Origin of the sequence: Streptomyces thermocarboxydus, assembly GCF_024760485.1 — a bacterium.
Lineage (GTDB): Bacteria > Actinomycetota > Actinomycetes > Streptomycetales > Streptomycetaceae > Streptomyces > Streptomyces cellulosae.
This window is the reverse complement of the sequence record NZ_CP058273.1, coordinates 5,211,726-5,235,540: the sequence shown is the minus strand read 5'-3', so window position 1 is coordinate 5,235,540 and position 23,815 is coordinate 5,211,726. Positions and strand designations below refer to the sequence as shown.

General features: G+C 72.2%; 21 protein-coding genes and 2 pseudogenes. 6 read left to right on the top strand and 17 right to left on the bottom strand.

Annotation, left to right across the window (positions count from 1 at the left end; translation table 11 throughout):
- Positions 1-275: 275 nt before the first annotated feature.
- From truB to rimP, 7 genes and pseudogenes are all read right to left on the bottom strand, one after another.
- Complete coding sequence (gene truB / locus AY578_RS24295; protein WP_019527010.1) at positions 276-1,184, bottom strand: tRNA pseudouridine(55) synthase TruB; 909 nt, start codon at positions 1,182-1,184, stop codon at positions 276-278.
- Positions 1,181-1,630, bottom strand: coding sequence for a 30S ribosome-binding factor RbfA (gene rbfA, locus AY578_RS24290; RefSeq protein WP_019527009.1), 450 nt, complete (start codon positions 1,628-1,630; stop codon positions 1,181-1,183). Before rbfA ends, truB begins: the two co-directional genes overlap by 4 nt.
- Positions 1,631-1,663: 33 nt before the next feature.
- On the bottom strand, positions 1,664-1,957 hold the full coding sequence (locus AY578_RS24285; protein WP_019527008.1) for a DUF503 domain-containing protein: 294 nt from the start codon (positions 1,955-1,957) through the stop codon (positions 1,664-1,666).
- A gap of 177 nt (positions 1,958-2,134) precedes the next feature.
- Positions 2,135-5,162: pseudogene (gene infB / locus AY578_RS24280) on the bottom strand (translation initiation factor IF-2).
- Positions 5,163-5,310: 148 nt separating this feature from the next.
- On the bottom strand, positions 5,311-5,631 hold the full coding sequence (locus AY578_RS24275) for a YlxR family protein (protein ID WP_078504666.1): 321 nt from the start codon (positions 5,629-5,631) through the stop codon (positions 5,311-5,313).
- A 101-nt stretch (positions 5,632-5,732) separates the two neighbouring features.
- Entirely contained in the window at positions 5,733-6,719 is a 987-nt protein-coding gene (gene nusA / locus AY578_RS24270; protein ID WP_019527006.1) for a transcription termination factor NusA, read from the bottom strand.
- A 2-nt stretch (positions 6,720-6,721) separates the two neighbouring features.
- Positions 6,722-7,240 carry a ribosome maturation factor RimP gene (gene rimP, locus AY578_RS24265; protein WP_019527005.1) on the bottom strand — a complete coding sequence of 173 codons (519 nt, stop codon included), beginning with the start codon at positions 7,238-7,240 and terminating at the stop codon, positions 6,722-6,724.
- 221 nt (positions 7,241-7,461) lie between these two features.
- Between rimP and AY578_RS24260 the strand changes: the two are divergent.
- The 3 genes and pseudogenes from AY578_RS24260 (at position 7,462) to AY578_RS24250 (ending at position 9,447) form a co-directional block, all read left to right on the top strand.
- Positions 7,462-8,029 (top strand): annotated as a pseudogene (locus AY578_RS24260) (hypothetical protein).
- Positions 8,026-8,490 carry a ferritin-like domain-containing protein gene (locus AY578_RS24255; RefSeq protein ID WP_019527003.1) on the top strand — a complete coding sequence of 155 codons (465 nt, stop codon included), beginning with the start codon at positions 8,026-8,028 and terminating at the stop codon, positions 8,488-8,490. The pseudogene AY578_RS24260 and the gene AY578_RS24255 overlap by 4 nt, the downstream one beginning before the upstream one ends.
- 51 nt (positions 8,491-8,541) lie before the next feature.
- Entirely contained in the window at positions 8,542-9,447 is a 906-nt protein-coding gene (locus tag AY578_RS24250) for an aminoglycoside phosphotransferase family protein (RefSeq protein WP_028961793.1), read from the top strand.
- Positions 9,448-9,888: 441 nt separating this feature from the next.
- Here AY578_RS24250 and AY578_RS24245 read toward each other — a convergent pair whose 3' ends face one another.
- Genes AY578_RS24245 through AY578_RS24235 form a run of 3 tightly spaced genes read right to left on the bottom strand, consistent with a single transcriptional unit; the run spans position 9,889 to position 11,779 of the window.
- Positions 9,889-10,368, bottom strand: coding sequence for a hypothetical protein (locus AY578_RS24245; protein WP_019527001.1), 480 nt, complete (start codon positions 10,366-10,368; stop codon positions 9,889-9,891).
- Positions 10,365-11,192 (bottom strand): BN159_2729 family protein, encoded by an 828-nt coding sequence (locus AY578_RS24240; RefSeq protein WP_202415756.1) that lies wholly within the window; start codon positions 11,190-11,192, stop codon positions 10,365-10,367. The genes AY578_RS24245 and AY578_RS24240 overlap by 4 nt, the downstream gene beginning before the upstream one ends.
- Positions 11,189-11,779: an RNA polymerase sigma factor gene (locus tag AY578_RS24235; protein WP_215048052.1), complete on the bottom strand. Its 591-nt coding sequence runs from the start codon at positions 11,777-11,779 to the stop codon at positions 11,189-11,191. Before AY578_RS24235 ends, AY578_RS24240 begins: the two co-directional genes overlap by 4 nt.
- Before the next feature lie 469 nt (positions 11,780-12,248).
- Here AY578_RS24235 and AY578_RS24230 point away from each other — a divergent pair, with 469 nt between their 5' ends.
- Together AY578_RS24230 and AY578_RS24225 are read left to right on the top strand one after the other, a co-directional pair.
- Entirely contained in the window at positions 12,249-12,674 is a 426-nt protein-coding gene (locus tag AY578_RS24230) for a helix-turn-helix domain-containing protein (protein WP_240318796.1), read from the top strand.
- 143 nt (positions 12,675-12,817) lie between these two features.
- A complete protein-coding gene (locus tag AY578_RS24225) occupies positions 12,818-13,063 on the top strand; it encodes a hypothetical protein (RefSeq protein ID WP_019526997.1) in 246 nt (81 codons plus the stop codon).
- A gap of 151 nt (positions 13,064-13,214) precedes the next feature.
- Here the strand turns inward: AY578_RS24225 and AY578_RS24220 are convergent, their stop codons facing one another.
- From AY578_RS24220 to AY578_RS24190, 7 genes are all read right to left on the bottom strand, one after another.
- Positions 13,215-14,918: a proline--tRNA ligase gene (locus AY578_RS24220; RefSeq protein WP_215189062.1), complete on the bottom strand. Its 1,704-nt coding sequence runs from the start codon at positions 14,916-14,918 to the stop codon at positions 13,215-13,217.
- 88 nt (positions 14,919-15,006) lie between these two features.
- Positions 15,007-15,570 carry a GNAT family N-acetyltransferase gene (locus AY578_RS24215; RefSeq protein WP_215189061.1) on the bottom strand — a complete coding sequence of 188 codons (564 nt, stop codon included), beginning with the start codon at positions 15,568-15,570 and terminating at the stop codon, positions 15,007-15,009.
- Between the two features lie 27 nt (positions 15,571-15,597).
- The gene (locus AY578_RS24210) at positions 15,598-16,446 is read right to left on the bottom strand and encodes a GNAT family N-acetyltransferase (protein ID WP_215189060.1); all 849 of its coding nucleotides are present in this window, start codon (positions 16,444-16,446) and stop codon (positions 15,598-15,600) included.
- A gap of 102 nt (positions 16,447-16,548) precedes the next feature.
- On the bottom strand, positions 16,549-17,706 hold the full coding sequence (gene ispG / locus AY578_RS24205; RefSeq protein ID WP_136238628.1) for a flavodoxin-dependent (E)-4-hydroxy-3-methylbut-2-enyl-diphosphate synthase: 1,158 nt from the start codon (positions 17,704-17,706) through the stop codon (positions 16,549-16,551).
- A gap of 186 nt (positions 17,707-17,892) precedes the next feature.
- Complete coding sequence (locus AY578_RS24200) at positions 17,893-19,185, bottom strand: M50 family metallopeptidase (protein WP_206310396.1); 1,293 nt, start codon at positions 19,183-19,185, stop codon at positions 17,893-17,895.
- An 8-nt stretch (positions 19,186-19,193) separates the two neighbouring features.
- Entirely contained in the window at positions 19,194-20,456 is a 1,263-nt protein-coding gene (gene dxr, locus AY578_RS24195; RefSeq protein WP_136238626.1) for a 1-deoxy-D-xylulose-5-phosphate reductoisomerase, read from the bottom strand.
- A 124-nt stretch (positions 20,457-20,580) separates the two neighbouring features.
- Positions 20,581-22,530, bottom strand: coding sequence for an acyl-CoA dehydrogenase family protein (locus tag AY578_RS24190; RefSeq protein ID WP_136238625.1), 1,950 nt, complete (start codon positions 22,528-22,530; stop codon positions 20,581-20,583).
- Positions 22,531-22,803: 273 nt separating this feature from the next.
- Here AY578_RS24190 and AY578_RS24185 point away from each other — a divergent pair, with 273 nt between their 5' ends.
- Positions 22,804-23,814, top strand: coding sequence for a LacI family DNA-binding transcriptional regulator (locus AY578_RS24185; protein WP_215048056.1), 1,011 nt, complete (start codon positions 22,804-22,806; stop codon positions 23,812-23,814).
- Position 23,815 lies beyond the last annotated feature (1 nt).

The following is a 23,815-nucleotide window of genomic DNA, read 5'->3' as shown; positions in this document are numbered from 1 at the left end:
CCCTTCCCTCGCCCACTCTCGGCTCCGCTCGAGCGGGGGGACCCCCATCGTCCCTGGGCTGCGCCCCAGACCCCCCTCATCGGCCCTGGCGGGCCTCGTCCTCAAACGCCGGACGGGCTGGGGACGCCCCTCCCGGGCGCTCACACTCCAGCCCCTCCGGCGCTTGAGGAGCGGGGTCCGGGGCGGAGCTCCGGGGCATGGCGCCCGGCGCGCGGAGCGGGACCACGTCCAGGGGCGGCGAGCCTCAACGAAAATGGCCCCCGAAGGGGCCATCCTCACGTGGCGAACACCGCCACGCTCTTCGCCTTCCCCCGCTGCTCCTCCACGAGCGCCAGGAACCGCCCCTCCGGGCCGAAGACCGCCACCGGCCCCCGGCCGGCGTACTCCTCCGGCATCTCCAGGCGGACGCCGTTCGTCAGGAGCTTGGCGCGGCGTTCGTCGACGTCCCAGCGGGGGAACGCCGCCGCCGCGGCCTCGGCGATCGGCATGATCGTCAGCTTCTCCTGGAGCTCGTCCAGGGTCTTCGCCGCGTCCAGCCCGTACGGCCCGACGCGGGTGCGGCGCAGCGCGGTCAGATGGCCGCCGACGCCCAGGCCCGCGCCCAGGTCGCGGGCGAGGGCGCGGATGTAGGTGCCGGAGGAGCAGACGACCGAGACGACCAGGTCCAGCACCGGTGTGCCGTCCTCGGCGACGGCCTCGCGGACGTCGTACACGGAGAAAGAGGACACAGTGACCGGGCGGGCGGGGATGTCGAAGTCCTCGCCCTCGCGCGCCCGCTTGTACGAGCGCACCCCGTTGATCTTGATGGCGCTGACCTTGGAAGGCACCTGCATGATGTCGCCGGTCAGGGCGGCGATCCCCGCGTCGATGGCCTCGCGGGTGACCCGTGAGGCGTCGGCGGAGGCGGTGATGTCCCCCTCGGCGTCGTCGGTGACGGTGGTCTGGCCGAGCCGGATGGTGCCGAGGTACTCCTTCTCGGTCAGCGCCAGATGGCCGAGGAGCTTGGTCGCGCGCTCGACGCCGAGGACGAGGACGCCCGTCGCCATCGGGTCGAGGGTGCCGGCGTGGCCGACCCGGCGGGTGCGGGCGATGCCGCGCATCTTGGCGACCACGTCGTGCGAAGTGAAGCCCGACGGCTTGTCGACGATGACAAGGCCGTCGGGCGGGGTCTGCTTCTGGGTCATTCGGCGGTGTCGTCCGTCTCGTCGTCTTCCGGCTTGCGGTACGGGTCGGCTCCGCCGGCGTACGTGGCGCCCGCGGACGCCTCGCGCACCTTGGCGTCGGACTGGCGCGCCTTGTCGAGGAGGTCCTCGATGTTGCGCGCGGTGTCCGGCAGGGCGTCCATGACGAAGGTCAGGGTGGGGGTGAACTTCACGCCCGCCGCACGGCCCACCTCGGAGCGCAGCACGCCCTTGGCGGACTCCAGGCCGGCCGCGGCCGCCTTCCGCTCCTCGTCGTCCCCGTACACCGTGTAGAAGACGGTCGCCTCCCTGAGGTCACCGGTGACCCTGGTGTCCGTGATGGTGACGTGCGAGCCGAGCCGCGGGTCCTTGATCCCGCGCTGCAGCTTCTGGGCCACCACCTCTCGGATGAGGTCCGCCAGCCTCTTGGCACGCGCGTTGTCGGCCACTGGTCCGTCTCCTTAAGTGCTTGACGTGTTGCTTCAGTCTTCGTCGCTGTGGAGCCTGCGTCGAACCGAGAGCAGTTCCACCTCGGGCCGTGCGGCGACCAGGCGCTCACAGCGGTCGAGGACGTCGGTGAGGTGGTCCCATTCCCCGGAGACCACCGCGAGGCCGATCTCGGCCCTGCGGTGCAGGTTCTGGTTCCCGGTCTCCGCCACGCTGACCGCGTACTTCCGCTGCAGTTCGGCGACGATCGGACGGACGACGGAGCGCTTCTCCTTGAGCGAGCGGACGTCGCCGAGGAGCAGGTCGAAGGACAGAGTCCCCACATACATGTGTGCATCCGGATGACCCGCCGGTTCGGGATCAGGGACCTCCCCGGCCCGGACGGAGCCGGTACCCCGGGGAAGGGCGCCGCAGCGGCGCCGGTACGGGAACCGTACACGCAACGGCCGGGGCCGATCGACGGAAATTCGCTTCCGCCGACCGGCCCCGATCGCGTGCTGCTGCGGTCAGACGCGCGGCTTCTCGCGCATCTCGTACGTCGCGATGACGTCGTCGACCTTGATGTCGTTGAAGTTTCCGAGGTTGATACCGCCCTCGAAGCCTTCGCGGATCTCGGTGACGTCGTCCTTGAAGCGACGCAGACCCTCGATGTTGAGGTTCTCCGCGACCACCTTGCCGTCGCGGATGAGGCGCGCCTTGGTGTTCCGCTTGACCTCGCCGGAGCGGATGATGACACCCGCGATGTTGCCCAGCTTGGACGACTTGAAGACCTCGCGGATCTCCGCCGTGCCGAGCTCGACCTCCTCGTACTCCGGCTTGAGCATGCCCTTGAGGGCCGCCTCGATCTCCTCGATCGCCTGGTAGATGACCGAGTAGTACCGGACGTCCACACCCTCGCGCTCGGCCATCTGCTGCGCACGCCCGGCGGCGCGCACGTTGAAGCCGATCACGATGGCGTCGGAGCCCATCGCCAGGTCGATGTCGGACTCCGTGACCGCACCGACGCCGCGGTGCAGGACGCGGATGTCGACCTCTTCGCCGACGTCCAGCTGGAGCAGCGAGGACTCGAGGGCCTCGACCGAACCGGAAGCGTCACCCTTGATGATCAGGTTCAGCTGCTGGACCTCGCCGGCCTTGAGCACCTTGTCCAGGTCCTCGAGGGAGACACGGCGCGTGCGCTTGGCGAACGCGGCGTTCCGCTCACGGGCGGCGCGCTTCTCCGCGATCTGACGGGCCGTACGGTCCTCGTCCACCACGATGAAGTTGTCGCCCGCACCCGGGACATTGGTCAGGCCCAGGACCTGGACCGGCGTCGAGGGTCCGGCCTCGGCGACGTTGTTGCCGTTGTCGTCGAGCATGGCGCGCACGCGGCCGTAGGCGTCGCCCACCACCATCGTGTCGCCGACCCGCAGGGTGCCTCGCTGGACGAGCACGGTCGCCACGGCGCCGCGGCCGCGGTCGAGCCGGGACTCGATCGAGATGCCCTGCGCGTCCTGCTTCGGGTTGGCCCGCAGGTCGAGCGAGGCGTCCGCCGTGAGGATGACGGCCTCGAGGAGGCTGTCGATGTTCTGACCCTGCTTGGCGGAGATGTCGACGAACATGGTGTCGCCGCCGTACTCCTCGGCCACGAGGCCGTACTCGGTCAGCTGACCGCGCACCTTGGTCGGGTCGGCGCCCTCGACGTCGATCTTGTTGACCGCGACGACGATCGGGACGTCGGCCGCCTTGGCGTGGTTGAGCGCCTCGACCGTCTGCGGCATGACGCCGTCGTTGGCCGCGACGACCAGGATCGCGATGTCGGTCGACTTCGCACCACGGGCACGCATGGCGGTGAACGCCTCGTGACCCGGGGTGTCGATGAAGGTGATCTTGCGCTCTTCGTCGTTGACCTCGGTCGTGACCTGGTAGGCACCGATGTGCTGGGTGATGCCGCCGGCCTCGCCCGCGATGACGTTCGTCTTGCGGATGGCGTCGAGGAGCCGGGTCTTACCGTGGTCGACGTGACCCATGACGGTCACGACCGGCGGACGGACGACCAGGTCCTCCTCGGAGCCCTCGTCCTCACCGAACTCCAGGTCGAAGGACTCGAGCAGCTCGCGGTCCTCCTCCTCCGGGCTGACGATCTGAACGGTGTAGTTCATCTCGTCCGCGAGGAGCTGGAGCGTCTCGTCGGAGACGGACTGGGTCGCGGTGACCATCTCGCCGAGGTTCATCATGACCGCGACGAGCGACGCCGGGTTGGCGTTGATCTTCTCGGCGAAGTCGGTGAGCGACGCACCGCGCGACAGGCGAATGGTCTCGCCGTTGCCGCGAGGCAGCATCACGCCGCCGACCGACGGGGCCTGCATGGCCTCGTACTCCTGGCGCCTCTGCCGCTTCGACTTACGGCCGCGACGCGCGGGACCGCCGGGACGGCCGAAGGCGCCCTGCGTGCCACCACGGCCACCGGGACCGCCGGGACGGCCGCCGAAGCCGGGACGGCCACCGCCGCCGCCGAAGCCACCGCCGCCGGACGGCCGGCGAAACCGCCGCCGCCACCGGGACGACCGGCACCGCCACCGCCGCCGGGACGGCCGGCGAAGCCGCCGCCACCGGGACGACCGGCGCCGCCGCCGGACGACCCGCACCGCCCGGACCACGGCCGCCGGGGCCGGGACGCGGGCCGGCAGCGGGACGCTGCGGCATCATGCCGGGGTTCGGACGCGGACCGCCGGGACCGCCGCCGGGACGGGGACCGCCCTGCGGACGCGGCATGCCGCCCGGAGTGGGACGGGCACCGCCGGGAGCCTGCGGACGGGGACCGCCGCCCTGGCCGGGGCCTGGGACGGGGACCGGCGCCGGGGCGCCGGGACCGGGACGCTGGCCCTGCGGGCGCGGAGCCTGCGGACGGGCCATACCGGTGGAGCCACCCGAGGTGAACGGGTTGTTGCCCGGACGCGGACCGGCCGGACGGGCGCCCGGACGCGGCGCCCCGCCGCCGGGACGCTGACCCTGGCCTGCCGGACGGCCCTGGCCGCCCTGGCCCTGACCGGGACCGGCGGGACGGCCGGCGGGCTTGGGAGCACCGGGACGCGCGCCGCCGGGCTTCGGACCGGACTGGGCCGGGGAAGCGGCGGGCGGGGCCTGGAACTCCGGAGCGGCCGGCGCCGGACGCGGCGCGGGGCGCGGGCCCGGAGTCGGACGCGCACCGGAAGCCGGCGCGGAGGGCGCCGACGGAGCCGGCGAAGCCGCCGGCGGCTGGGCCGCGGCGGGCTTGGGGGCGGCCGGCGGCTTCGGGGCAGCCGGACGCGCCGCCTGCGCCGGAGAGGGCGCGGCGGGCCTGGGGGCGGCCTTCTTGGGCGCGCCGGGCTTCGCGGCGGACTTGCCGTTGCCCCCGCCCTGCTGGAAGGCGTCTGTCAGCTTGCGTACTACGGGCGCTTCGATGGTCGAAGACGCCGAACGGACGAATTCACCGAGTTCCTGGAGCTTGGCCATGACGACCTTGCTCTCCACACCGAACTCCTTGGCGAGTTCGTAGACCCGGACCTTAGCCACTTCGCTCCTTTGAGGTCCGGGTTGCGTCCGGACCGTCGCTAGTTCATGGGCGTACTCATCGCGTACTCATCGAGTGCTCATCGCAATCTCGACCTGCTTTCGACTCGCGAGGTACCAGGCCGCACGGGGGTTTCCGTACGGCGAGTTCTTACCGTGTCGCCTGATCAGCCGGCGTCTCGGCCGCTGATCGGCAACCTTGTGCCTGCTCGACGTAGTGGCGCAACGCCTTTACGTCGAGCGGTCCCGGGACGCGGAACGCCCGCGGGAACGCCCTGCGGCGCACCGCCTGGTCGAGACAAGCCGGTACGGGGTGCACATACGCACCCCGGCCGGGCAGCGTACCGCGTGGATCCGGGACGCAGGCGTCCTCCATCACCACGATCCGCAGCAGCTCGCCCTTGACCGCTCGCTCGCGGCACCCCACGCAAGTGCGCTCGGGGCACGCGCCAGCCTGTGTCCGGCCAGACACTTCTCAGTCTACCTCCCCGGACCGACCTCACCCCTCCGGGGCAAGAATCGAACAACGCCACGAGCAAAGCTGTCGTGATCTCAGCGGATCGCGGCCTGGATCTATTCCCCGGCCTGCTCGGTGTCCGGCCGGATGTCGATCCTCCAGCCGGTGAGCCGGGCGGCCAGACGGGCGTTCTGCCCCTCCTTGCCGATGGCGAGCGACAGCTGGTAGTCCGGCACGGTGACCCGGGCGGACCGGGCCGCCAGGTCGACGATCTCGACCTTGGAGACGCGGGCCGGGGACAGGGCGTTCGCCACCATCTCGGCCGGGTCGTCGGACCAGTCGACGATGTCGATCTTCTCGCCGTTCAGCTCCGCCATGACGTTGCGCACACGGCCGCCCATGGGGCCGATGCAGGCGCCCTTGGCGTTGAGCCCCGAACGGGTGGAGCGCACGGCGATCTTGGTGCGGTGACCGGCCTCACGGGCGATCGCGGCGATCTCCACGGAGCCGTCGGCGATCTCCGGCACCTCGAGGGCGAACAGCTTCTTCACCAGATTGGGATGCGTACGCGAAAGAGTGACGGACGGACCGCGCACTCCCTTGGCCACCCGGACGACGTACGACCGCAGGCGCGTGCCGTGCGGGTAGGTCTCGCCGGGGACCTGCTCCTGCACCGGCAGGATGGCCTCCAGCTTGCCGATGTCCACCAGCACGTTCTTCGGGTCGCGGCCCTGCTGGACCACGCCGGTGACGATGTCGCCCTCGCGGCCGGCGTACTCGCCGAGCGTCGCGTCGTCCTCGGCGTCGCGCAGGCGCTGCAGGATGACCTGCTTGGCCGTGGTGGCGGCGATACGGCCGAAGCCGGACGGGGTGTCGTCGAACTCGCGGGGCTCCTGGCCCTCCTCGAGGTCCTCGGGGTCCTCCTTCGCCCACACGGTCACATGTCCGGTCTCCCGGTTGAGCTCCACGCGCGCGTGCCGGCGGCTTCCCTCGGTGCGGTGATAGGCGATGAGGAGGGCCGACTCGATCGCCTCGACCAGCAGGTCGAAGGAGATCTCCTTCTCCCGTACCAAGCCCCGCAGGGCGCTCATGTCGATGTCCACGGCTACGCCTCCTCTTCCTTCTTGTTGTTCTTGTCGGACGCGTCGTCCTTGCGGTTGAACTCGACCTGGACGCGCGCCCTGGCGATGTCGTCGAAGGCGAGTCGGCGCGCGGTGGCCTTGCGGCCCTTGACGCCGGGCACCTCGAGGTCGAGGCCCTCGTCGTCGGCCGCGAGGATGCGGGCGACCAGCTCGCCGCCCTCGGCGAGCTGGAACCGCACCAGGCGGCCGGTGGCGCGCACGTAGTGACGGTGCTCGGTCAGCGGGCGCTCCGCGCCGGGGGTGCCGACCTCGAGGGTGTACTCCGCGCTGCCCATCGCGTCGGTCTCGTCGAGCTTCGCCGAGAGCGCGCGGCTCACATCGGCGATCAGGTCGAGGTCGGCCCCGGTGTCGGAGTCGACGACGACGCGCAGCACACGCTTGCGGCCGACCGTGTCCACGGCGATCTCCTCGAGATCCAGGCCCTGGGAGCTGACGAGCGGCTCCAGAAGTTCTCGAAGCCTCTCGCTCTGGGTGGTGCTCATCCGGGTGACTCCTCGGCCGCGTGTGCTGTTGTGGGACGGTGCGCGTGTCTGCACAAAGGGTATCCGGTCGCAAGGGGTGTTGCCGTCCACCCTTGCCGTCCACCCGGTCGGCGTGGGTGCCGCTGAGGGGCGCCGGGCGGACCTGCGGGTACGGTGATCGCGGGCCCTGCCCGAATCCCTGTTCCAGCCCCGTTCGCCACGAGCCCCCGAGGACGTCTGCCGTGTCGTTCCCCCTGTCTCCGCGCGCCCGTTCGGGGCCGCGCAGAAGGAGTCTGCTCGCCGCCGCCCCGGCGGCCCTGCTGGTGGCGGGGTGTTCCGCCGGGTCCGACGACCCGGGCGGCCCCGCCCCCGCGCGGCCCTCGGCCGCCGAGCGGACCCGGGCGCGCGCGGCGGGACAGCAGGGCGCTGGCCGCGCGGTACGACGCGGTCGCCGCCGCGCACCCGAAGCTGGCGGAGCGTCTGCGTCCGCTGCGGGCGGACGTGGTGCGGCACGCGGAGGCGTTCGAGGGGGGCGCGGACGGCTCGGCGTCGCCGGCGGTGTCCGCCGCCCCCTCCGTGGAAGCCACTGCGGCGGCCGCGCCGTCGTCGTCACCGTCGGCCTCCGGCTCTCCCGCCGTTCCCGCGAGCGAGAAGGACGCGCTGGCGCAACTGGCCGCCGCGGAGCGGGAGATCGCCGACCGGCGGGCCGAGGAGCTGGTGACCGCGCCGGCCGAGCTGGCCCGGCTGCTGGCGTCGGTGTCGGCGTCCGGCGCCGCGCACGTGTACCTGCTGACGGAGGCCCGACGGTGAGTGACGCGCAGGACAAGGAGCTGCGGGCGCTGCAGGCGGCGCTCGCCGCGGAGCACGCGGCGGTGTACGGCTACGGCGTCGTCGGCGGGCGGATCGGTGAGCGGCGGCGCACGGAGGCGCGCACGGCGTACGACGCGCACCGGGCGCGCAGGGACGCGCTGGTGCGGGACGTGAAGGACGTCGGGGGTACGCCGGTGGCGGCGGCGGCCGGGTACGCGCTGCCGTTCCCGGTGCCGGACGCGGCCGCGGCGGTGCGGCTGGCGGCGGAGCTGGAGATGCGGGTGGCGGGCGTCTACGCCGACCTGGTGCGCTCCAGCGGGGGCGAACGGCGCAGGTCGGCGGCGGAGGCGATGCGTGAGGCGGCGGTGCGGTCGGTGCGCTGGAGCGGGGAGAGCGTAGCCTTCCCTGGGCTCGCCGAGCGGAGCGGAACGGCTCCGGGCGGCCCGGCGCCGGCGCCATGACATGACGGGGGGCTCCGGCACCGTGTGACATCAGGAAGGAACGACTCGCGCATGGCATTCGAACCGCCGCGGCGTCTGGTGAGGGCGCTCGGTGAGACGGCGCCCGAGGGTGACGACTGGCTGGAGAAGCTGCCCGAGCTGGCGCGTGAGGCCGTGGAGCGGCGCGAGTTGACGGTGGAGCGGGTGCAGCTGCCGGGCGGGCGCAGCAGCCTGGTGGTGCTCGTCCGCAGGGCCGACGGCACGCCCGCCGTGCTGAAGCTGGCGCCGCCCCGTGCGCGTCCGGAGAGCGAGCGGGTGGCGCTGGCCCACTGGGGCGGCCGGGGCGCGGTGCAGTTGCTCGAGCCGGTGTCCGAGGGCACCGAGGGGGTGCTGCTGCTGGAGCGGCTGCACCCCGATGTGTCCGTGCGGACGCTTCCCGAGGCGAAGGCGCTGCTGGAGGCGGCGGGAACCCTGCGCAGGCTGTGGGTGGACCCGCCGGAGGGCCACGTCTTCGAGACGGTGGCCGAGCGCACCGGGCGGCAGGCGCAGGCGATGCGGGCCGGGGCGGACGAGGCGCCCGAGGTGGCCCCGCTGGTGGACGCGGCGCTGTCGGCGCGGGAGGAGCTGCTGGAGTCGCCTCCCGAACACCGGTTGCTGCACGGGACGTTCCGGCAGAGCAAGGTGCTGGCCGGGGACCGGATGCCGTGGCTCGCGGTGGGTCCCGACCCGGTGGTCGGGGAGCACGCCTTCGACCTGGCGCGGCTGGTCCGGGACCGTGTGGAGGACCTGATCGCCCAGCCGTCGGGCGCGACGACGACGCGGCGGCGGGTGCGGCGCCTGGCGGAGTCGCTGGAGGTGGACCGGGAGCGGCTGCGGGGGTGGACGCTGTTCCGGGCGGTGGAGTCGGGGGTGCGGGCGCGGAGGGTCGGGCGCGAGAGGGACGCGGAACTCCTGCTGGAGTTCGCGAGCTGGCTTTAGGACGCGGGGCGTGTGACGCCGCCGGTGGGCCGGGCGTCACGCCCAGGTCCCGTACCGCGGGGTGACGCCTCCCCGGCCCCTGCAGCACGCTCAAGGAGCGCGGGGAACTGCGCGACCAGCCCCCACCAGCCCGCAGCCGAACACCAACCGGCACAGCGGAGCTGAGCGCCGTAACAACAGTGCCGCGCCCCTGAGGGGCACGGGGAACTGCGCGACCAGCCCCCACCAGCCCGCAGCCGAACACCAACCGGCACAGCGGAGCTGAGCGCCGTAACAACAGTGCCGCGCCGCCGGGGTGCCGCTGCGCCCACCCGTGCCGCCCCAGCGGCACGACTGCCCGCAGCGGCGGCCGGAGGGGGTGCGCCCCCCTGCGCGTGCAGGGGGGCGCTCCGGTCGGCGGGCCTCCCGAGCTTGCCGGCCGGAGTCTCGGCCGTGCCGGGGTCAGAGAGGGCCGGCCAGGCCCGCCTGAACCGCCCCCTCCATCGCCAGCAGCCGCACATGGCGACGGATCACCGCGCCCTGATCCACCGCGTCCGGCACCGGATGCACATCACCGGACTCCGCCCGGAACGGCACATGCGCGAACAGCGCCAGATCCGCCGGCGGTATGTGCCACGACAGATGCCAGCCCCCGGCGATCAGACACAGCCGGTGCGTCCCCTCGTGTTCCGGCCCGCCCAGCGGGGTCAGCACCGCGCTGGCGGGATGCAGCGCCGCGAGCCAGGACAACAGGTGCGCCCGCTCCCGCTCGGCGTCGCCCAGCCGCCGTTCGTACGCGTCGGCGTGCTGCTGCCAGCGCGCCAGCCGCAGCCGGCTCACCGCCAGTTCGTGCTCCAGCCGCAGCCGGTCCACCGACTCCGCGGCCGGCCGACGAGGCCGCACCAGCCGCCCCAGCAGCCCCTCCCGTGCGTGCGCGGTCATCGGTCCCCTTCGTCCGGGGCCGGTTCCGGTTCCGACGGCGACTCCGTCACGGGGGTCAACGGACCCGCGTACTCGGCCACATGGGCCAGCGAGCACCGCTCCGGGCGGCCGTCGAGCGACATCAGCGGCATGCCGTCGTAGGCGCGGTGGCCCTGGAAGTACCAGGTCTCGCCGTGCGCGTCGCGGTACGGCAGGGCCAGGTCGTACGCCGTGCCGCCGAGCAGGAAGGGGCGCATGGGCCCGGCCGGCCCGTCCGGCGACGGCTCGTCGTCGGGGTGTGCGGCTGCGGCTTCCGGGGTCCCCTCCACCTCGGTGTCCGCTCCCCCCGCGTCCGCTCCCCGCGCGTGCTCCCCCTCCGGCTCACCGTCCGGGCCGGACGTGAGCGGCTGGACGGCGGCGGTCACGCGGACCCCGTCCCGGCTGCCCTCCCCCGCCAGGATGTGCGGCGCGGTGCACTCGGCGGCGGCGGTGATGCCGAAGTACGCGCACCAGCCGGGCCACCGGGCGTACGGCGGTTCGAGGCTGAGCAGGACGTGCACGGTGTCGCCGTCGGCCCGCACGGTGCGGACGTCCGGGTGGGTGCCGACCTCCCGCTCGATGGTCAGGGCCACGGACCGGGCGCGTTCGCGGGCCGCGTCCCAGGCGAGGGCCTGGCGTTCCAGCTCGGTCGGCGCGGGCGGCGGAAGGAGGCTCGGGTGCGGCAGGGCGCCCGGTGAAAGGGCGACCGCCTCCGGCGGCGAGACGGACGCGAGATACAGGTCGCGCAGGCCGGGCACGGCCACGGTGACGCGGAGGACGGGGACGGCGTCCGGGTACTCGTTCACGCGGGCACCGCCCCCGCCGCCCACCGCAGCCGGCACATCGCCCGGTGCGTCAGCGCCTTGACCGCGCCGACGGTGCGGCCCATGGTGTGCGCGGTCTGCTCGATGGACAGCCCGCCGAGGAACCGCAGTTCCACGGCCGCCCGCTGGGACGGGGCGAGGGCGCTCAGGACGCGGTGCACCGTCTCGCGGGCGTCGGCGGCGTCCAGGTCGCGCAGCACCAGGGTCTCCGGTTCCGGGCCCGGCTGCCCGGGGTCGCCGAACTCGGCGACGAGCATCTCGCGCCGGTGGCGGCTGCGGCCCAGCTCGTCGAGGTGGATGTTGCGGGCGATGGTGGTCAGCCAGGCGGCGGGGTCGGTGCCGCGCCAGGCGAAGCCGGAGATGTTCCGCAGGGCGCGGGCGAAGACCTCCTGGGTCAGGTCCTCGGCGAGGTGCCGGTCCCGGGTGCGGGCCAGCAGATAGCCGTACACCGTGCCGCGGTACTCGCGGTAGAGAAAGGCGAACGCCTCGGGGTCCCCGGTGCGGGCCCGGGCCAGCCAGGCCGGCTCCGACGCACTCGGGGCGGCTCCCCCGACGGGGGCTCTCCCCACGGCGTCTCTCCCGCCCGTGGTTCTCTCGGCGGTGGGTGAAGTGGTCGCTAAGGACACGTTCGTTGCTCCTCGGTAAGGGGTGGGCAAGGACGGGCGGACCGCCCGGCACGACCGCACGACGTCTGCGATCTTCATGTAGATGTAGATTTCGGGTGGGCGTTCGACGCGGACCGGCGGACAGGGATGTGCGCACGCCGGGACGGGTCCGGCCGGCGCAACCGACCGTCGACGCAAGGGGTTCCGACTCCCGAAAGCGTCTACAGTCTTCATGTAGATGAAGATCGGGTCAAGGTTGACAGGGCATATTCCGACCGACGGGTGAAAGGGCGCAGAGGGGGCGGACGGAGGAACGAAGGGCGGGGCAGGGTAGCGCGAGTGGGGCCGAATGCACCGGCGCACACCCCCTGATCCGGCCATCGATCTGCAATCTACTTGCGCTTGTAGATGGGCATGACCGATGCTCGGACGCGTGACGAGCCGACAGATTCTGCCATCTTCGCCCGGGACCGCCGAGGGCGGTCCGGAGTCCCCGGGTGAGGATCTGGCGGCACTGCTCGAGCGCCTCCTCGCACTTCCCCAGAGCGGTACGCAGAAGGACCTCGCCCGCGAGGCCGGCATCTCCTACCCGACCCTGAACGCCTGGATGAACCGTACGCGCGGCACGTCCCGCATCCCGCCCGAGAAGCTGCGGGCCATGGTCGAGGTGTTCCGGCGGTGGGGCGTGCGGACGACGCCCAAGGAGTTCTTCGAGGCCGTCGGGCGTCCCGTGCCGGGACCCAGCCGCGACGAGCGCGAGGCGCGGCTGCTGAAGCTGTACCGGCAGCTCCCGGAGGCCCGGCAACGAGCGCTGATCAAGGACGCGGAGGCCATGCTGCAGGTCAGCAGGATCACCTGATCCTCCCCTGACGGCCGGAACCTCCCGACGCCCCACGAATGTCCCGAAAGCCCCACAGGTGCGCACCGGCATCGCTACGATCGGAAGCCGCTGGCCTCCCGAAGCGGAACACCGTGCCCTTGCGCACCCCTGGGGAGACAGTCATGTGCATTCGCGTTCACACGGCGGACGACCTGCCGGACATCGTGGTGTGGGACCCGGACGAGGTCAGCGTGCTGGTGGCGCGCGGCGCCCATCTGCTCGACGTCGTCCGGGAACTGCGCGCACTCCTCACGGTCGACCTGGGCGCCCCCGAGGGCGCGGGCACGGCCCTCCTCTGCTTCTGCGGCGAACACGTCGACCTCCCCGCGAGCATCCTGAGCCGCGCGCTGACGGCGGAGGCGTGCTGACCGGCGCCCCTCAGGCCCGCCGCCCCACGAACAGCCTCCGCCCGGGGCGACGCCCAGGCAGGGCCGGTGTGCCCTCCGGACATGCGTCGTCCCGGCCACGGACACCGACGGCGTCCGCGGCCGGGACGATTCCGGGGCTGCGCCGTGCGAATCAGCGCGCCGTCAGGCGGGCGATCGCCTCGTCCACCGTCAGCTCCTCACGCTCGCCCGTCCGGCGGTCCTTCAGCTCCAGGACGCGGTCGGCGGAGCGGCGGCCCGCCACCAGGATCTGGGGCACGCCGATCAGCTCGGAGTCGGTGAACTTCACGCCCGGGGAGACGCCCGCACGGTCGTCGACCAGGACGCGCACGCCCGCGGCGGCGAGCTTCTCGGAGACCTCGAGGGCCAGCTCGGTCTGGAGCGCCTTGCCGGCGGCGACCACGTGGACGTCGGCCGGGGCGACCTCGGCGGGCCAGCACAGGCCCTTGTCGTCGGCGGTCTGCTCGGCGAGGGCGGCCACCGCGCGGGAGACGCCGACGCCGTAGGAACCCATGGTGACGCGGACCGGCTTGCCGTTCTGGCCGAGGACGTCGAGCTTGAGGGCGTCGGCGTACTTGCGGCCCAGCTGGAAGATGTGGCCGATCTCGATGGCGCGGTCCAGCTTCAGACCCGTGCCGCACTTGGGGCAGGGGTCGCCCTCCTCGACGACCACGACGTCCACGTACTCGTCGACCTCGAAGTCACGGCCGGCGACGACGTTCTTCGCGTGGGTGTCGGCCTTGTTGGCGCCCGTGATCCAGGCGGTGCCGGGCGCGACGCGCGGGTCGGCGAGGTACTTCACCTTGTCCAGGCCCTGCGGGCCGACGTAGCCGCGCACCAGGTCGGGGCGGGCGATGAAGTCGGCCTCGGTGACCATCTCGACCTCGGCCGGGGCGAAGTGCGCCTCGACCTTGCCCAGGTCGACCTCGCGGTCGCCGGGCACGCCCACGGCGACGATCTCGCCGTCGACCTTGACCAGCAGGTTCTTCAGCGTGGCCGAGGCGGGGACGCCGAGCTGCGCGGCGAGGGACTCGATGGTGGGGGTGTCGGGCGTGGGGATGTCCTCGGCGGCCGGCACCCCGGCGGCGTCCACCGGCTTCAGCTCGTAGGAGACGGCCTCGGTGTTCGCGGCGAAGTCGCAGTTCGGGCAGTCGGCGAAGGTGTCCTCGCCGGCCTCGGCGGGCGCGAGGAACTCCTCGGACTTGGAGCCGCCCATGGCGCCCGCGGTCGCCGCGCAGATGCGGTAGTCGAGGCCGAGGCGCTCGAAGATCCGCTGGTACGCCTCGCGGTGCAGGGCGTAGGACCGCGCCAGGCCGTCGTCGTCGAGGTCGAAGGAGTAGGAGTCCTTCATCAGGAACTCACGGCCGCGCAGGATGCCGGCGCGGGGGCGGGCCTCGTCGCGGAACTTCGTCTGGATCTGGTAGAGGATGACCGGCAGGTCCTTGTAGGAGGACGCCTGGTCCTTCACCATCAGCGTGAAGATCTCCTCGTGGGTGGGTCCGAGGAGGTAGTCGCCGCCCTTGCGGTCCTGGAGGCGGAACAGCTCGGCGCCGTACTCGTCCCAGCGGCCGGTGGCGTCGTAGGGCTCGCGCGGCAGGAGGGCGGGGAGGAGCACTTCCTGGGCGCCGATGGCGTCCATCTCCTCGCGCACGATCCGCTCGACGTTGGCGAGCACCTTCTTGCCGAGGGGCAGCCACGTCCAGATGCCGGCGGCGGTGCGGCGGACGTAGCCCGCGCGGACCAGCAGCTTGTGGCTGAGGACCTCGGCGTCGGCCGGGTCGTCGCGCAGCGTCTTCGCCATCAACTGGGACATGCGCTGGACCGGTGCGTTCGCCATGGTTCCTGTACTCCTGCTGCGTCTAGGTGATGAAGGCGAGGTTAGCCGGGCGGGACGGGACGGCGGAAATCGGTTGGCGCCCGACGCCCTAGGAGCGCAGCGGCAGCGGGGCGCCCATGACGGCGTACGGGGTGGGGGCGCTGGGGAAGTGGACCTGCCGGGCGAGGTCCTGGTAGCCCAGCGAGCGGTACAGATGGCGGGCGGGGCTGTCGATGTCCAGCGCGGACAGGATCGACCGGGGCTGTTCGGCGGTGTCGGTGATCGTGGTGATCAGGGCGCGGCCGATGCCGTGCTTCTGGTGCCGGGGGTGGACGTGCAGCTCGGTGATGACGAAGGAGTCGTCGAGCCAGTCGTCGTGGCCGCGGGCGCGCAGATAGGGCTCGACGACGGTGGACCACCAGTGGGAGCGGTCGTTGGGCATGCCGTAGACGAAGCCGACCAGGCGTCCCGCGACGGTCGCGCCGAAGGCCCGGGCGCCGGGGAAGGTCATGTGACGCAGCACGATCTGCCGGCGTACGGCCACCTCGTCGGGGCCGAGTCCGAACGCCACCGCCTGGACGGCCAGTGCCTCGTCCACGTGGGAGGGGAGGTCGAGGGGGCCGATCACGATGTCGTCGGGCTGGGGGCGGCCGTGACCGGGAAAGCGCAGCATGCCGGGGAGACTACAGGGACGCGCCCGTCAGAACAGCACGCTCATGAAGGCGCCGACCTCGCGGAAGCCCACCGTGGCGTACGTGCGGCGGGCGGGGGTGTTGAAGTCGTTGACGTAGAGGCTGACCACGGGGGCGACGTCGGCGAGGGCGTAGCGCAGGACGGCGGCCATGCCGGGGGCGGCGACGCCCTTCCCGCGGTGCTCGGGGGCGACCCAGACGCCCTGGATCTGGCAGGCGCGGTCGGTGGCGGCGCCGATCTCCGCCTTGAAGACGACGTTACCTTCGGCGTCGAAGCGGGCGAAGGAGCGGCCGGAGCCGACCAGCTCGGCGACCCGGGCCTGGTAGAGCAGTCCGCCGTCGCCGGCCAGCGGGGAGACGCCGACCTCCTCGGTGAACATGGCCACGCACGCGGGCATGATCGTCTCGAGTTCGTCCTTGCGGACGCGGCGGACGTACGGGTCGGGCGCCACGGTGTCGGGCATGCGCTCGGTGACCAGCAGCGGCTGGCGGGAGCGGACCTCGCGGGCGGGGCCCCACTGGGGTTCGAGCAGCTGCCAGAGGGCGGCGGTGGGCTCGGCCGGGCCGACGATGGAGGAGCAGCGGCGTCCCGCGCGGCGGGCGCGGTCGGCGAAGGCGCGGACGGCGCGCGGGGTGGCGCAGATGGGGACGAGGTTGGCGCCCGCGTAGCACATCGACGTGAGGATGCCGTCCTCGTACCAGCCCCACATCTCGCCGCCGAGCCGCCACGGGTCGAGGCCGGCAATCTGAACGCGCGCGGTCACGAAGGCGTTGGCGACCGGGTCGCGGTCGAGTACGGCGAGGGCGGCGTCCAGGTCGCTCGGTTCGAGGACCCGGGAGGTGGTCTGCGTCAACACGTGCGGGGCCTCACACAAAAGGGTTCTGCCTGGTTTCCGCACTGTACCCGCGGATGCCGGGGGCCGCCGCCCCCGGAACCCGCGTCCGCCGGGAGGGCCCGGTCAGCCGGCCACCGCGACCTGCGGCTCGCCGGAGACCACACCGTCCTTCTCCATCTGCTCGGCGATCTTCATCGCCTCCTCGATCAGCGTCTCCACGATCTTCGACTCGGGCACGGTCTTGATGACCTCGCCCTTCACGAAGATCTGCCCCTTGCCGTTGCCCGAGGCGACACCCAGGTCGGCCTCGCGCGCCTCGCCGGGACCGTTCACGACGCAGCCCATGACGGCCACGCGCAGCGGGACCTCCATGCCGGTCAGGCCCGCGGTGACCTCCTCCGCGAGCTTGTACACGTCCACCTGGGCGCGCCCGCAGGACGGGCAGGACACGATCTCCAGACCCCGCTGCCGCAGGTTCAACGACTCCAGGATCTGGATGCCGACCTTGATCTCCTCCACCGGCGGCGCGGAGAGGGAGACGCGGATGGTGTCGCCGATGCCCTGCGAGAGCAGCGCGCCGAAGGCGACGGCGGACTTGATGGTGCCCTGGAACGCCGGGCCGGCCTCGGTGACGCCGAGGTGGAGGGGGTAGTCGCACTGCTCGGCGAGCTGGCGGTAGGCCTCGACCATGACGACCGGGTCGTTGTGCTTCACCGAGATCTTGATGTCCCGGAAGTCGTGCTCCTCGAACAGCGACGCCTCCCACAGCGCCGACTCCGCCAGCGCCTCCGGGGTGGCCTTGCCGTACTTCTGCAGCAGCCGCCGGTCCAGCGAGCCCGCGTTCACCCCGATGCGGATCGGGGTGCCGTGGTCCTTCGCCGCCTTGGCGATCTCCTTGACCTGGTCGTCGAACTTCTTGATGTTGCCCGGGTTCACCCGCACCGCGGCGCAGCCCGCCTCGATCGCGGCGAACACGTACTTCGGCTGGAAGTGGATGTCCGCGATCACCGGGATCTGCGACTTCTTCGCGATCACCGGCAGCGCGTCCGCGTCGTCCTGCGTCGGGCACGCCACCCGCACGATCTGGCAGCCCGACGCGGTCAGCTCCGCGATCTGCTGCAGCGTCGCACCGATGTCCGACGTGCGCGTGGTGGTCATCGACTGCACCGACACCGGGGCGTCACCGCCCACCGCCACGGATCCGACCTGGATCTGCCGGCTCTTCCGGCGCACGGCGAGCGTGGTCGGGACGGACGGCATGCCGAGAGAAATCGCAGTCATCTGCTGTGCAACCCCAAGTCGTGGATCAAGGTCCGGCTCCCCGTGAGCAGCGGGCTCCGGGCTCCGAGATTACGGCAATGGCCAAGGCTCGAGCACATCGCGTTCTTAAACCCACTCAAAGGGCGACGGCCCGGAACACCAGGGTTCCGGGCCGTCGTGAACAACGGGTGTCGTGGTGCGGGCAGGTCAGGAGATGCGCACCGGGTTCACCACGTCCGCGATCAGGACGAGGATCGTGAAGCAGACGAAGATCCCCGCCACGACGTAGGCGACGGGCATGAGCTTCGCCACGTCGAAGGGGCCCGGGTCGGGGCGGCGCAGCAGCCTGGCGAGGTTGCGGCGCAGCGACTCCCACAGGGCGCCCGCGATGTGTCCGCCGTCGAGCGGCAGCAGCGGCAGCATGTTGAACAGGAACAGGGAGAGGTTGAAGCCCCCGAGGAGCATCACGAACATCGCGAGCTGCTGCGAGGCCGGGATGTCGAGGGTGGCGATCTCCCCGCCGACGCGGGCGGCGCCGACGACGCCCATCGGGGAGTCCGGTTCGCGGGGGCCGTCGCCGAAGGCCGCGTCCCACAGGGCGGGGACCTTCGACGGCAGGGCGGCGAGGGAGTCGATCGCGTCGCCGACCCGGTCGGTCATCCAGGTCACGGACTCGCCGAGGTCCTGTTTGACGACGCCGGTGGCGGCGCTGAAGCCCAGGAAGCCGGCCTTGACGTACTGGCCCTCGACGTAGGTGCCGTTGCCGTCCTTCTTCGCAACCATGTTGGTGGCGATGGTGGCGTGCAGCGTCACCTCCTTGCCGTCACGCTCGACGACGATCGGGACGCTCTTGCCGGCGCTGTCGCGGATGAGGTCGGACAGCTTGCCCCAGTCGTCGGTGCGGACCCCGTCGAAGGCGACGATCTTGTCCTTGGCCTTCATGCCGGCCGCGGCGGCCGGCGACTGCGGGTCGGACTTCCGGCAGTCGTCGCGCTTCTCGCTCTGCGAGATCACGCACTGGGAGACCGAGCTGACGGTGGTGGTCTGCTGCTGGATGCCGAAGCCCATCAGCACGATGAGGAACAGCACGACCGCGAGGATCAGGTTCATGAACGGGCCGGCGAACATGACGACGACCCGCTTCCACGGCTTGCGCGTGTAGAACAGGCGCTTCTCGTCGCCGGGCCGCAGCTCCTCGAAGGCGGCCGAGCGGGCGTCCTCGATCATGCCGCGCCACGGGGAGGTGGAGCGGGCCTCCAGCTTCCCGTCGGGGCCCGGCGGGAACATGCCGATCATGCGGATGTAGCCGCCGAACGGGACCGCCTTGACGCCGTACTCGGTCTCGCCCTTGTGCCGCGACCAGATGGTCGGGCCGAAGCCGACCATGTACTGCGGCACGCGGATGCCGAACATCTTGGCCGTGGACAGGTGCCCCAGTTCGTGCCAGGCGATGGAGAACAGCAGGCCGGCCGCGAAGACGACTATGCCGAGGATGAACATCAGGGTCGTCATGCACGCGCCTCCGCGCTCGCCGTCCGGGCTGTCAGTTCGCGGGCCCGCGCACGGGCCCAGTTCTCCGCTTCGAGGACGTCCGGCACGGTCAGTGAGGTTCCCGTGTCGGGCGTTCCGTGTTCCTCGACCACCCGGGTGACCGTGTCGATGATGCCGAGGAACGGCAGCGCGCCGGTGCGGAAGGCCTCGACGCACTCCTCGTTCGCGGCATTGAACACCGCGGGGGCGGTACCCGCGAGTTCGCCGACGTGCCGGGCGAGGTTCACCGCGGGGAAGGCCTCGTCGTCGAGGGGGAAGAACTCCCAGGTGGACGCCTTGCTCCAGTCGAAGACCGGGGCCGCGTCGGGGACCCGTTCGGGCCAGCCGAGGCCGATGGCGATCGGGCCCCGCATGTCGGGGGGCGTCGCCTGGGCCAGTGTCGATCCGTCCGTGAACTCAACCATCGAGTGGACATACGACTGGGGATGCACGACCACCTCAATGCGGTCGAAGGGAATGTCGTAGAGGAGGTGCGCCTCGATGACCTCCAGGCCCTTGTTGACGAGGGTCGCGGAGTTGATCGTGATGACCGGGCCCATGGCCCAGGTGGGGTGGGCGAGGGCATCCTCGACGGTGACGGCCGCCAGCTCCTGCCGGGTGCGGCCGCGGAAGGGCCCGCCGGAGGCGGTGACGACCAGCTTGCGGACGTCGGCGCGGGTGCCGGCGGCCAGCGCCTGGAACAGCGCGGCGTGCTCGGAGTCCACGGGGATGATCTGACCGGGCTTGGCCAGCGCCTTCACCAGCGGGCCGCCCACGATGAGCGACTCCTTGTTGGCGAGGGCCAGGGTGCGGCCCGCCTCCAGGGCGGCGAGGGTCGGGGCGAGCCCGATGGAGCCGGTGATGCCGTTCAGCACGGTGTGGCAGTCGGAGGCGGCGACCCGCGTGGCCGCGTCGGGCCCGGCGAGGATCTCCGGCAGCGGCTCCCCCGCGCCGTACCGCGCGGACAGCGCCTCGCGCAGCTCCGGTACGACGTCCTCGCGGGCGACGGCGACCGTGCGCACCCGCAGGCGGTGCGCCTGCTCGGCGAGGAGGGCGACCCGGCCGCCGTTGGCGGACAGGGCGGTGACCCGGAAGCGGTCCGGGTTGCGCAGCACGAGGTCGATGGCCTGGGTGCCGATCGACCCGGTGGAGCCGAGGATCACCACGTCCTTCGGGCCGTCTCCCGCGACGGGGTCGTACACCAGGTGCGGGTCGGCGAGGGGGGCTGGAGCGTCGGTCATGGCCCCATTGTGTCCGGTCGCGGCGGCCGTCGGGCCCCCGCCCCGGCACCCCGGGGGCGTGTCCGCCGTGCGCGGGGAGCGGAGGGAGGGGACGCGCGCCGTGGCCGGCCCCTCCCCGGGGCGCTCAGCGGATCGGGCGGCGGACGTTCTCCCGGGTGCTCTCGCCCGGGGTGGCGTCGGCGATCCAGGGACCGTCGCCGGAGGGGTCGATCACGCCTTCCTCCAGCCAGGTGTAGGAGCCGCCGAGGACGTTCTTCACGACCTTGCGGTCGAGGTCGTCGGTGTTGCTCCAGAGCCGGCCGAACAGCTCCTCGACGCGCAGCCGGGCCTGGCGGCAGAAGGCGTCGGCGAGCTGGTAGGCCTCCAGGCCGTGGTCGCCCCGGCCGCGCAGCAGCTCCGCGCGGACGCAGGCGGCGCTCATCGCGAACAGTTCGGCGCCGATGTCGACGATCCGGCCGAGGAAGCCCTGCTTGGTCTCCATCCGCCCCTGCCAGCGGGACATGGCGTAGAAGGTGGAGCGGGCGAGCTTGCGGGAGGTGCGCTCGACGTAGCGCAGGTGCGGGGAGAGGTCGATGCCGTGCTTGAACTCGCCGTACGCGCCCGGGAGCTGTCCGGGTCCGGCGACCAGCTTCGGCAGCCACTTGGCGTAGAAGGCGCCGGCGCCGGCGCCCGCCCGCGCCTTGTCGCCGAGGGACTTCTCCGGATCGATGAGGTCGCCGGCGACGGACAGATGGGCGTCGACGGCCTCGCGTGCGATCAGCAGGTGCATGATCTCGGTGGAACCCTCGAAGATGCGGTTGATGCGCAGGTCGCGCAGCATCTGCTCGGCGGGGACGGCGCGTTCGCCGCGGGCGCGCAGCGAGTCGGCGGTCTCGAAGCCGCGGCCGCCGCGGATCTGGACCAGTTCGTCGGCCATCAGCCAGGCCATCTCGGAGCCGTAGAGCTTGGCGAGGGCGGCCTCGATGCGGATGTCGTTGCGGTTCTCGTCGGCCATCTGCGAGGAGAGGTCGACCACGGCCTCCAGGGCGAAGGTGGTCGCCGCGATGAACGCGATCTTCGAGCCGACGGCCTCGTGCAGCGCGACGGGCTTGCCCCACTGCTCGCGCTCCGCGGACCACTCGCGGGCGATCTTCAGGCACCACTTGCCGGCGCCGACGCACATCGCGGGCAGCGAGAGCCGTCCGGTGTTGAGGGTGGTCAGGGCGATCTTCAGCCCCTGGCCCTCCTCGCCGATGCGGTGCGAGGCGGGGACGCGCACGCGGTGGAAGCGGGTGACGCCGTTCTCCAGGCCGCGCAGGCCCATGAAGGCGTTGCGGTTCTCCACGGTGACGCCCTCGGAGTCCGCCTCCACGACGAACGCGGTGATGCCGCCCCGGTGGCCCTCGGACTTCGGGACGCGGGCCATCACGACGAGCAGGTCGGCGACCACGCCGTTGGTGGTCCACAGCTTCACGCCGTCCAGCACGTAGTCGTCCCCGTCGGGCACGGCGGTGGTGGCGAGGCGGGCCGGGTCGGAGCCGACGTCGGGCTCGGTGAGCAGGAAGGCGGAGATGTCGGTGCGGGCGCAGCGCGGAAGGAACGTCTCCTTCTGCTGCTGCGTGCCGAAGATCTTCAGCGGCTGGGGCACGCCGATCGACTGGTGCGCGGAGAGCAGCGCGCCGATGGCGGGGCTGGCGGAGCCGACCAGGGCGAGGGCCTTGTTGTAGTACACCTGGGTGAGGCCGAGGCCGCCGTACTTGGTGTCGATCTTCATGCCGAGGGCGCCGAGCTCCTTGAGCCCGTTGATCACCTCGTCGGGGATGCGCGCCTCGCGTTCGATCAGGGCGCCGTCGACCTTCGTCCCGCAGAAGTCGCGCAGCCTGGCCAGGAACTCCTCGCCGCGGCGGACGTCCTCGTCGGCGGGGAGCGGATGGGGGTGGATGAGGTCGAGCCGGAAGCGTCCGAGGAACAGTTCCTTGGCGAAGCTGGGCTTGCGCCAGTCCTGCTCCCTCGCCGCCTCGGCGACCTGCCGGGCCTCACGTTCGGTGACGGTCGGCCGGGACGGCGCCGGGGGTGTCTGGGGTACTGCGGACATGAGGCTCACCTCGCCGCGAATAGGATGGAGTCATTGCGGTACGGACCGGTGCTACTCGATCGTATGTACCCGATTCGTAGCGACCCCACCACCCTTCGTGCCGCCGTCCGGCCGAACCCCTTACCGCGGCGGTTGCGCGGAAGTAGCCAGTCGAAGCGCTTCGACTGCCTGGACATCGTGACCCGGTGCGGGCTAGGGTCGAACCGGTTCTCATAAGCTTCTTTGCCGCTTCAGCGCAGTATCGAAGCGCTTCACATACCTGGGAGATGCCGGATGGTCACCCTCGCCGAGGTCGCCCAGCACGCCGGAGTCTCGGCGAGCACGGTGAGCTACGTCCTCAGCGGCAAGCGGTCGATCTCCGCCACCACCCGGCAGCGGGTCGAGCGCTCCATCCGCGAGCTCGGCTACCACCCCAACGCGGGCGCCCGCGCGCTTGCCAGCAGCCGGTCCAACATCATCGCCCTGATGGTGCCGCTGCGGACCGACATGTACGTGCCGGTGATGATGGAGATCGCCATAGCCGTCGCCACCACCGCCCGCACCCACGGGTACGACGTGCTGCTGCTCACCGGCGAGGAGGGCCCGGACGCGGTCCGCCGGGTCGCAGGCAGCGGTCTCGCCGACGGCATGATCCTCATGGACGTCGAGCTGGACGACGAGCGCCTTCCGCTGCTGCGGGAGTCCTCCCAGCCGGCCGTGCTGATCGGACTGCCCGCCGACACCACCGGACTGACCTGCGTGGACCTCGATTTCAAGGCCACCGGCGCGCTGTGCGTGGAGCACCTGGCCGGGCTGGGCCACCGGGACGTCGCCGTCATCGGCGAGGCCCCCGCGGTCTACGAGCGGCACACCGGATTCGCCGAGCGCACCCTGGACGGGCTGCGATCGGCCGCCCGGGAGGCCGGGCTGCGGCTGCTGCACCGCCCCTGCGAGGGCGGGTACGACGCGACGGCCGTGACGGTCGCCCGGATCCTCGACGAACGCCCGGACACCACCGGTTTCGTGGTGCAGAACGAGGCGGCGGTCGAGCCGCTCCTCGCCCTGCTGCGGCAGCAGGGCCGCGCCGTGCCGGAGGACGTCTCGGTGGTGGCGGTCTGCCCGGAACCGGTCGCCCTGCAGGCGTCGGTGCGGCTGACGTCGGTGTCCCTGCCCGCGCAGGAGATGGGCGGGCAGGCCGTGGAGCAGCTGGTCGCCAAGCTCGACGGGCGGGGTGGCGACGAGGTCGTGCTGCTGCCGCCGGAGCTGACGGTCCGGGCGAGTTCGGGTCCCGCACCGGTGCGCTGAC

What these genes read in the sequence shown, in the direction of transcription:
- truB (WP_019527010.1), bottom strand. Translation starts at nt 1,184, where the DNA reads ATGACCCAGAAGCAGACCCCGCCCGACGGCCTTGTCATCGTCGACAAG.
- AY578_RS24285 (WP_019527008.1), bottom strand. Translation starts at nt 1,957, where the DNA reads ATGTATGTGGGGACTCTGTCCTTCGACCTGCTCCTCGGCGACGTCCGC.
- rimP (WP_019527005.1), bottom strand. Translation starts at nt 7,240, where the DNA reads ATGAGCACCACCCAGAGCGAGAGGCTTCGAGAACTTCTGGAGCCGCTC.
- AY578_RS24250 (WP_028961793.1), top strand. Translation starts at nt 8,542, where the DNA reads ATGGCATTCGAACCGCCGCGGCGTCTGGTGAGGGCGCTCGGTGAGACG.
- AY578_RS24245 (WP_019527001.1), bottom strand. Translation starts at nt 10,368, where the DNA reads ATGACCGCGCACGCACGGGAGGGGCTGCTGGGGCGGCTGGTGCGGCCT.
- AY578_RS24225 (WP_019526997.1), top strand. Translation starts at nt 12,818, where the DNA reads ATGTGCATTCGCGTTCACACGGCGGACGACCTGCCGGACATCGTGGTG.
- AY578_RS24220 (WP_215189062.1), bottom strand. Translation starts at nt 14,918, where the DNA reads ATGGCGAACGCACCGGTCCAGCGCATGTCCCAGTTGATGGCGAAGACG.
- AY578_RS24215 (WP_215189061.1), bottom strand. Translation starts at nt 15,570, where the DNA reads ATGCTGCGCTTTCCCGGTCACGGCCGCCCCCAGCCCGACGACATCGTG.
- ispG (WP_136238628.1), bottom strand. Translation starts at nt 17,706, where the DNA reads ATGACTGCGATTTCTCTCGGCATGCCGTCCGTCCCGACCACGCTCGCC.
- AY578_RS24200 (WP_206310396.1), bottom strand. Translation starts at nt 19,185, where the DNA reads ATGTTCATCCTCGGCATAGTCGTCTTCGCGGCCGGCCTGCTGTTCTCC.
- dxr (WP_136238626.1), bottom strand. Translation starts at nt 20,456, where the DNA reads ATGACCGACGCTCCAGCCCCCCTCGCCGACCCGCACCTGGTGTACGAC.
- AY578_RS24190 (WP_136238625.1), bottom strand. Translation starts at nt 22,530, where the DNA reads ATGTCCGCAGTACCCCAGACACCCCCGGCGCCGTCCCGGCCGACCGTC.
- AY578_RS24185 (WP_215048056.1), top strand. Translation starts at nt 22,804, where the DNA reads ATGGTCACCCTCGCCGAGGTCGCCCAGCACGCCGGAGTCTCGGCGAGC.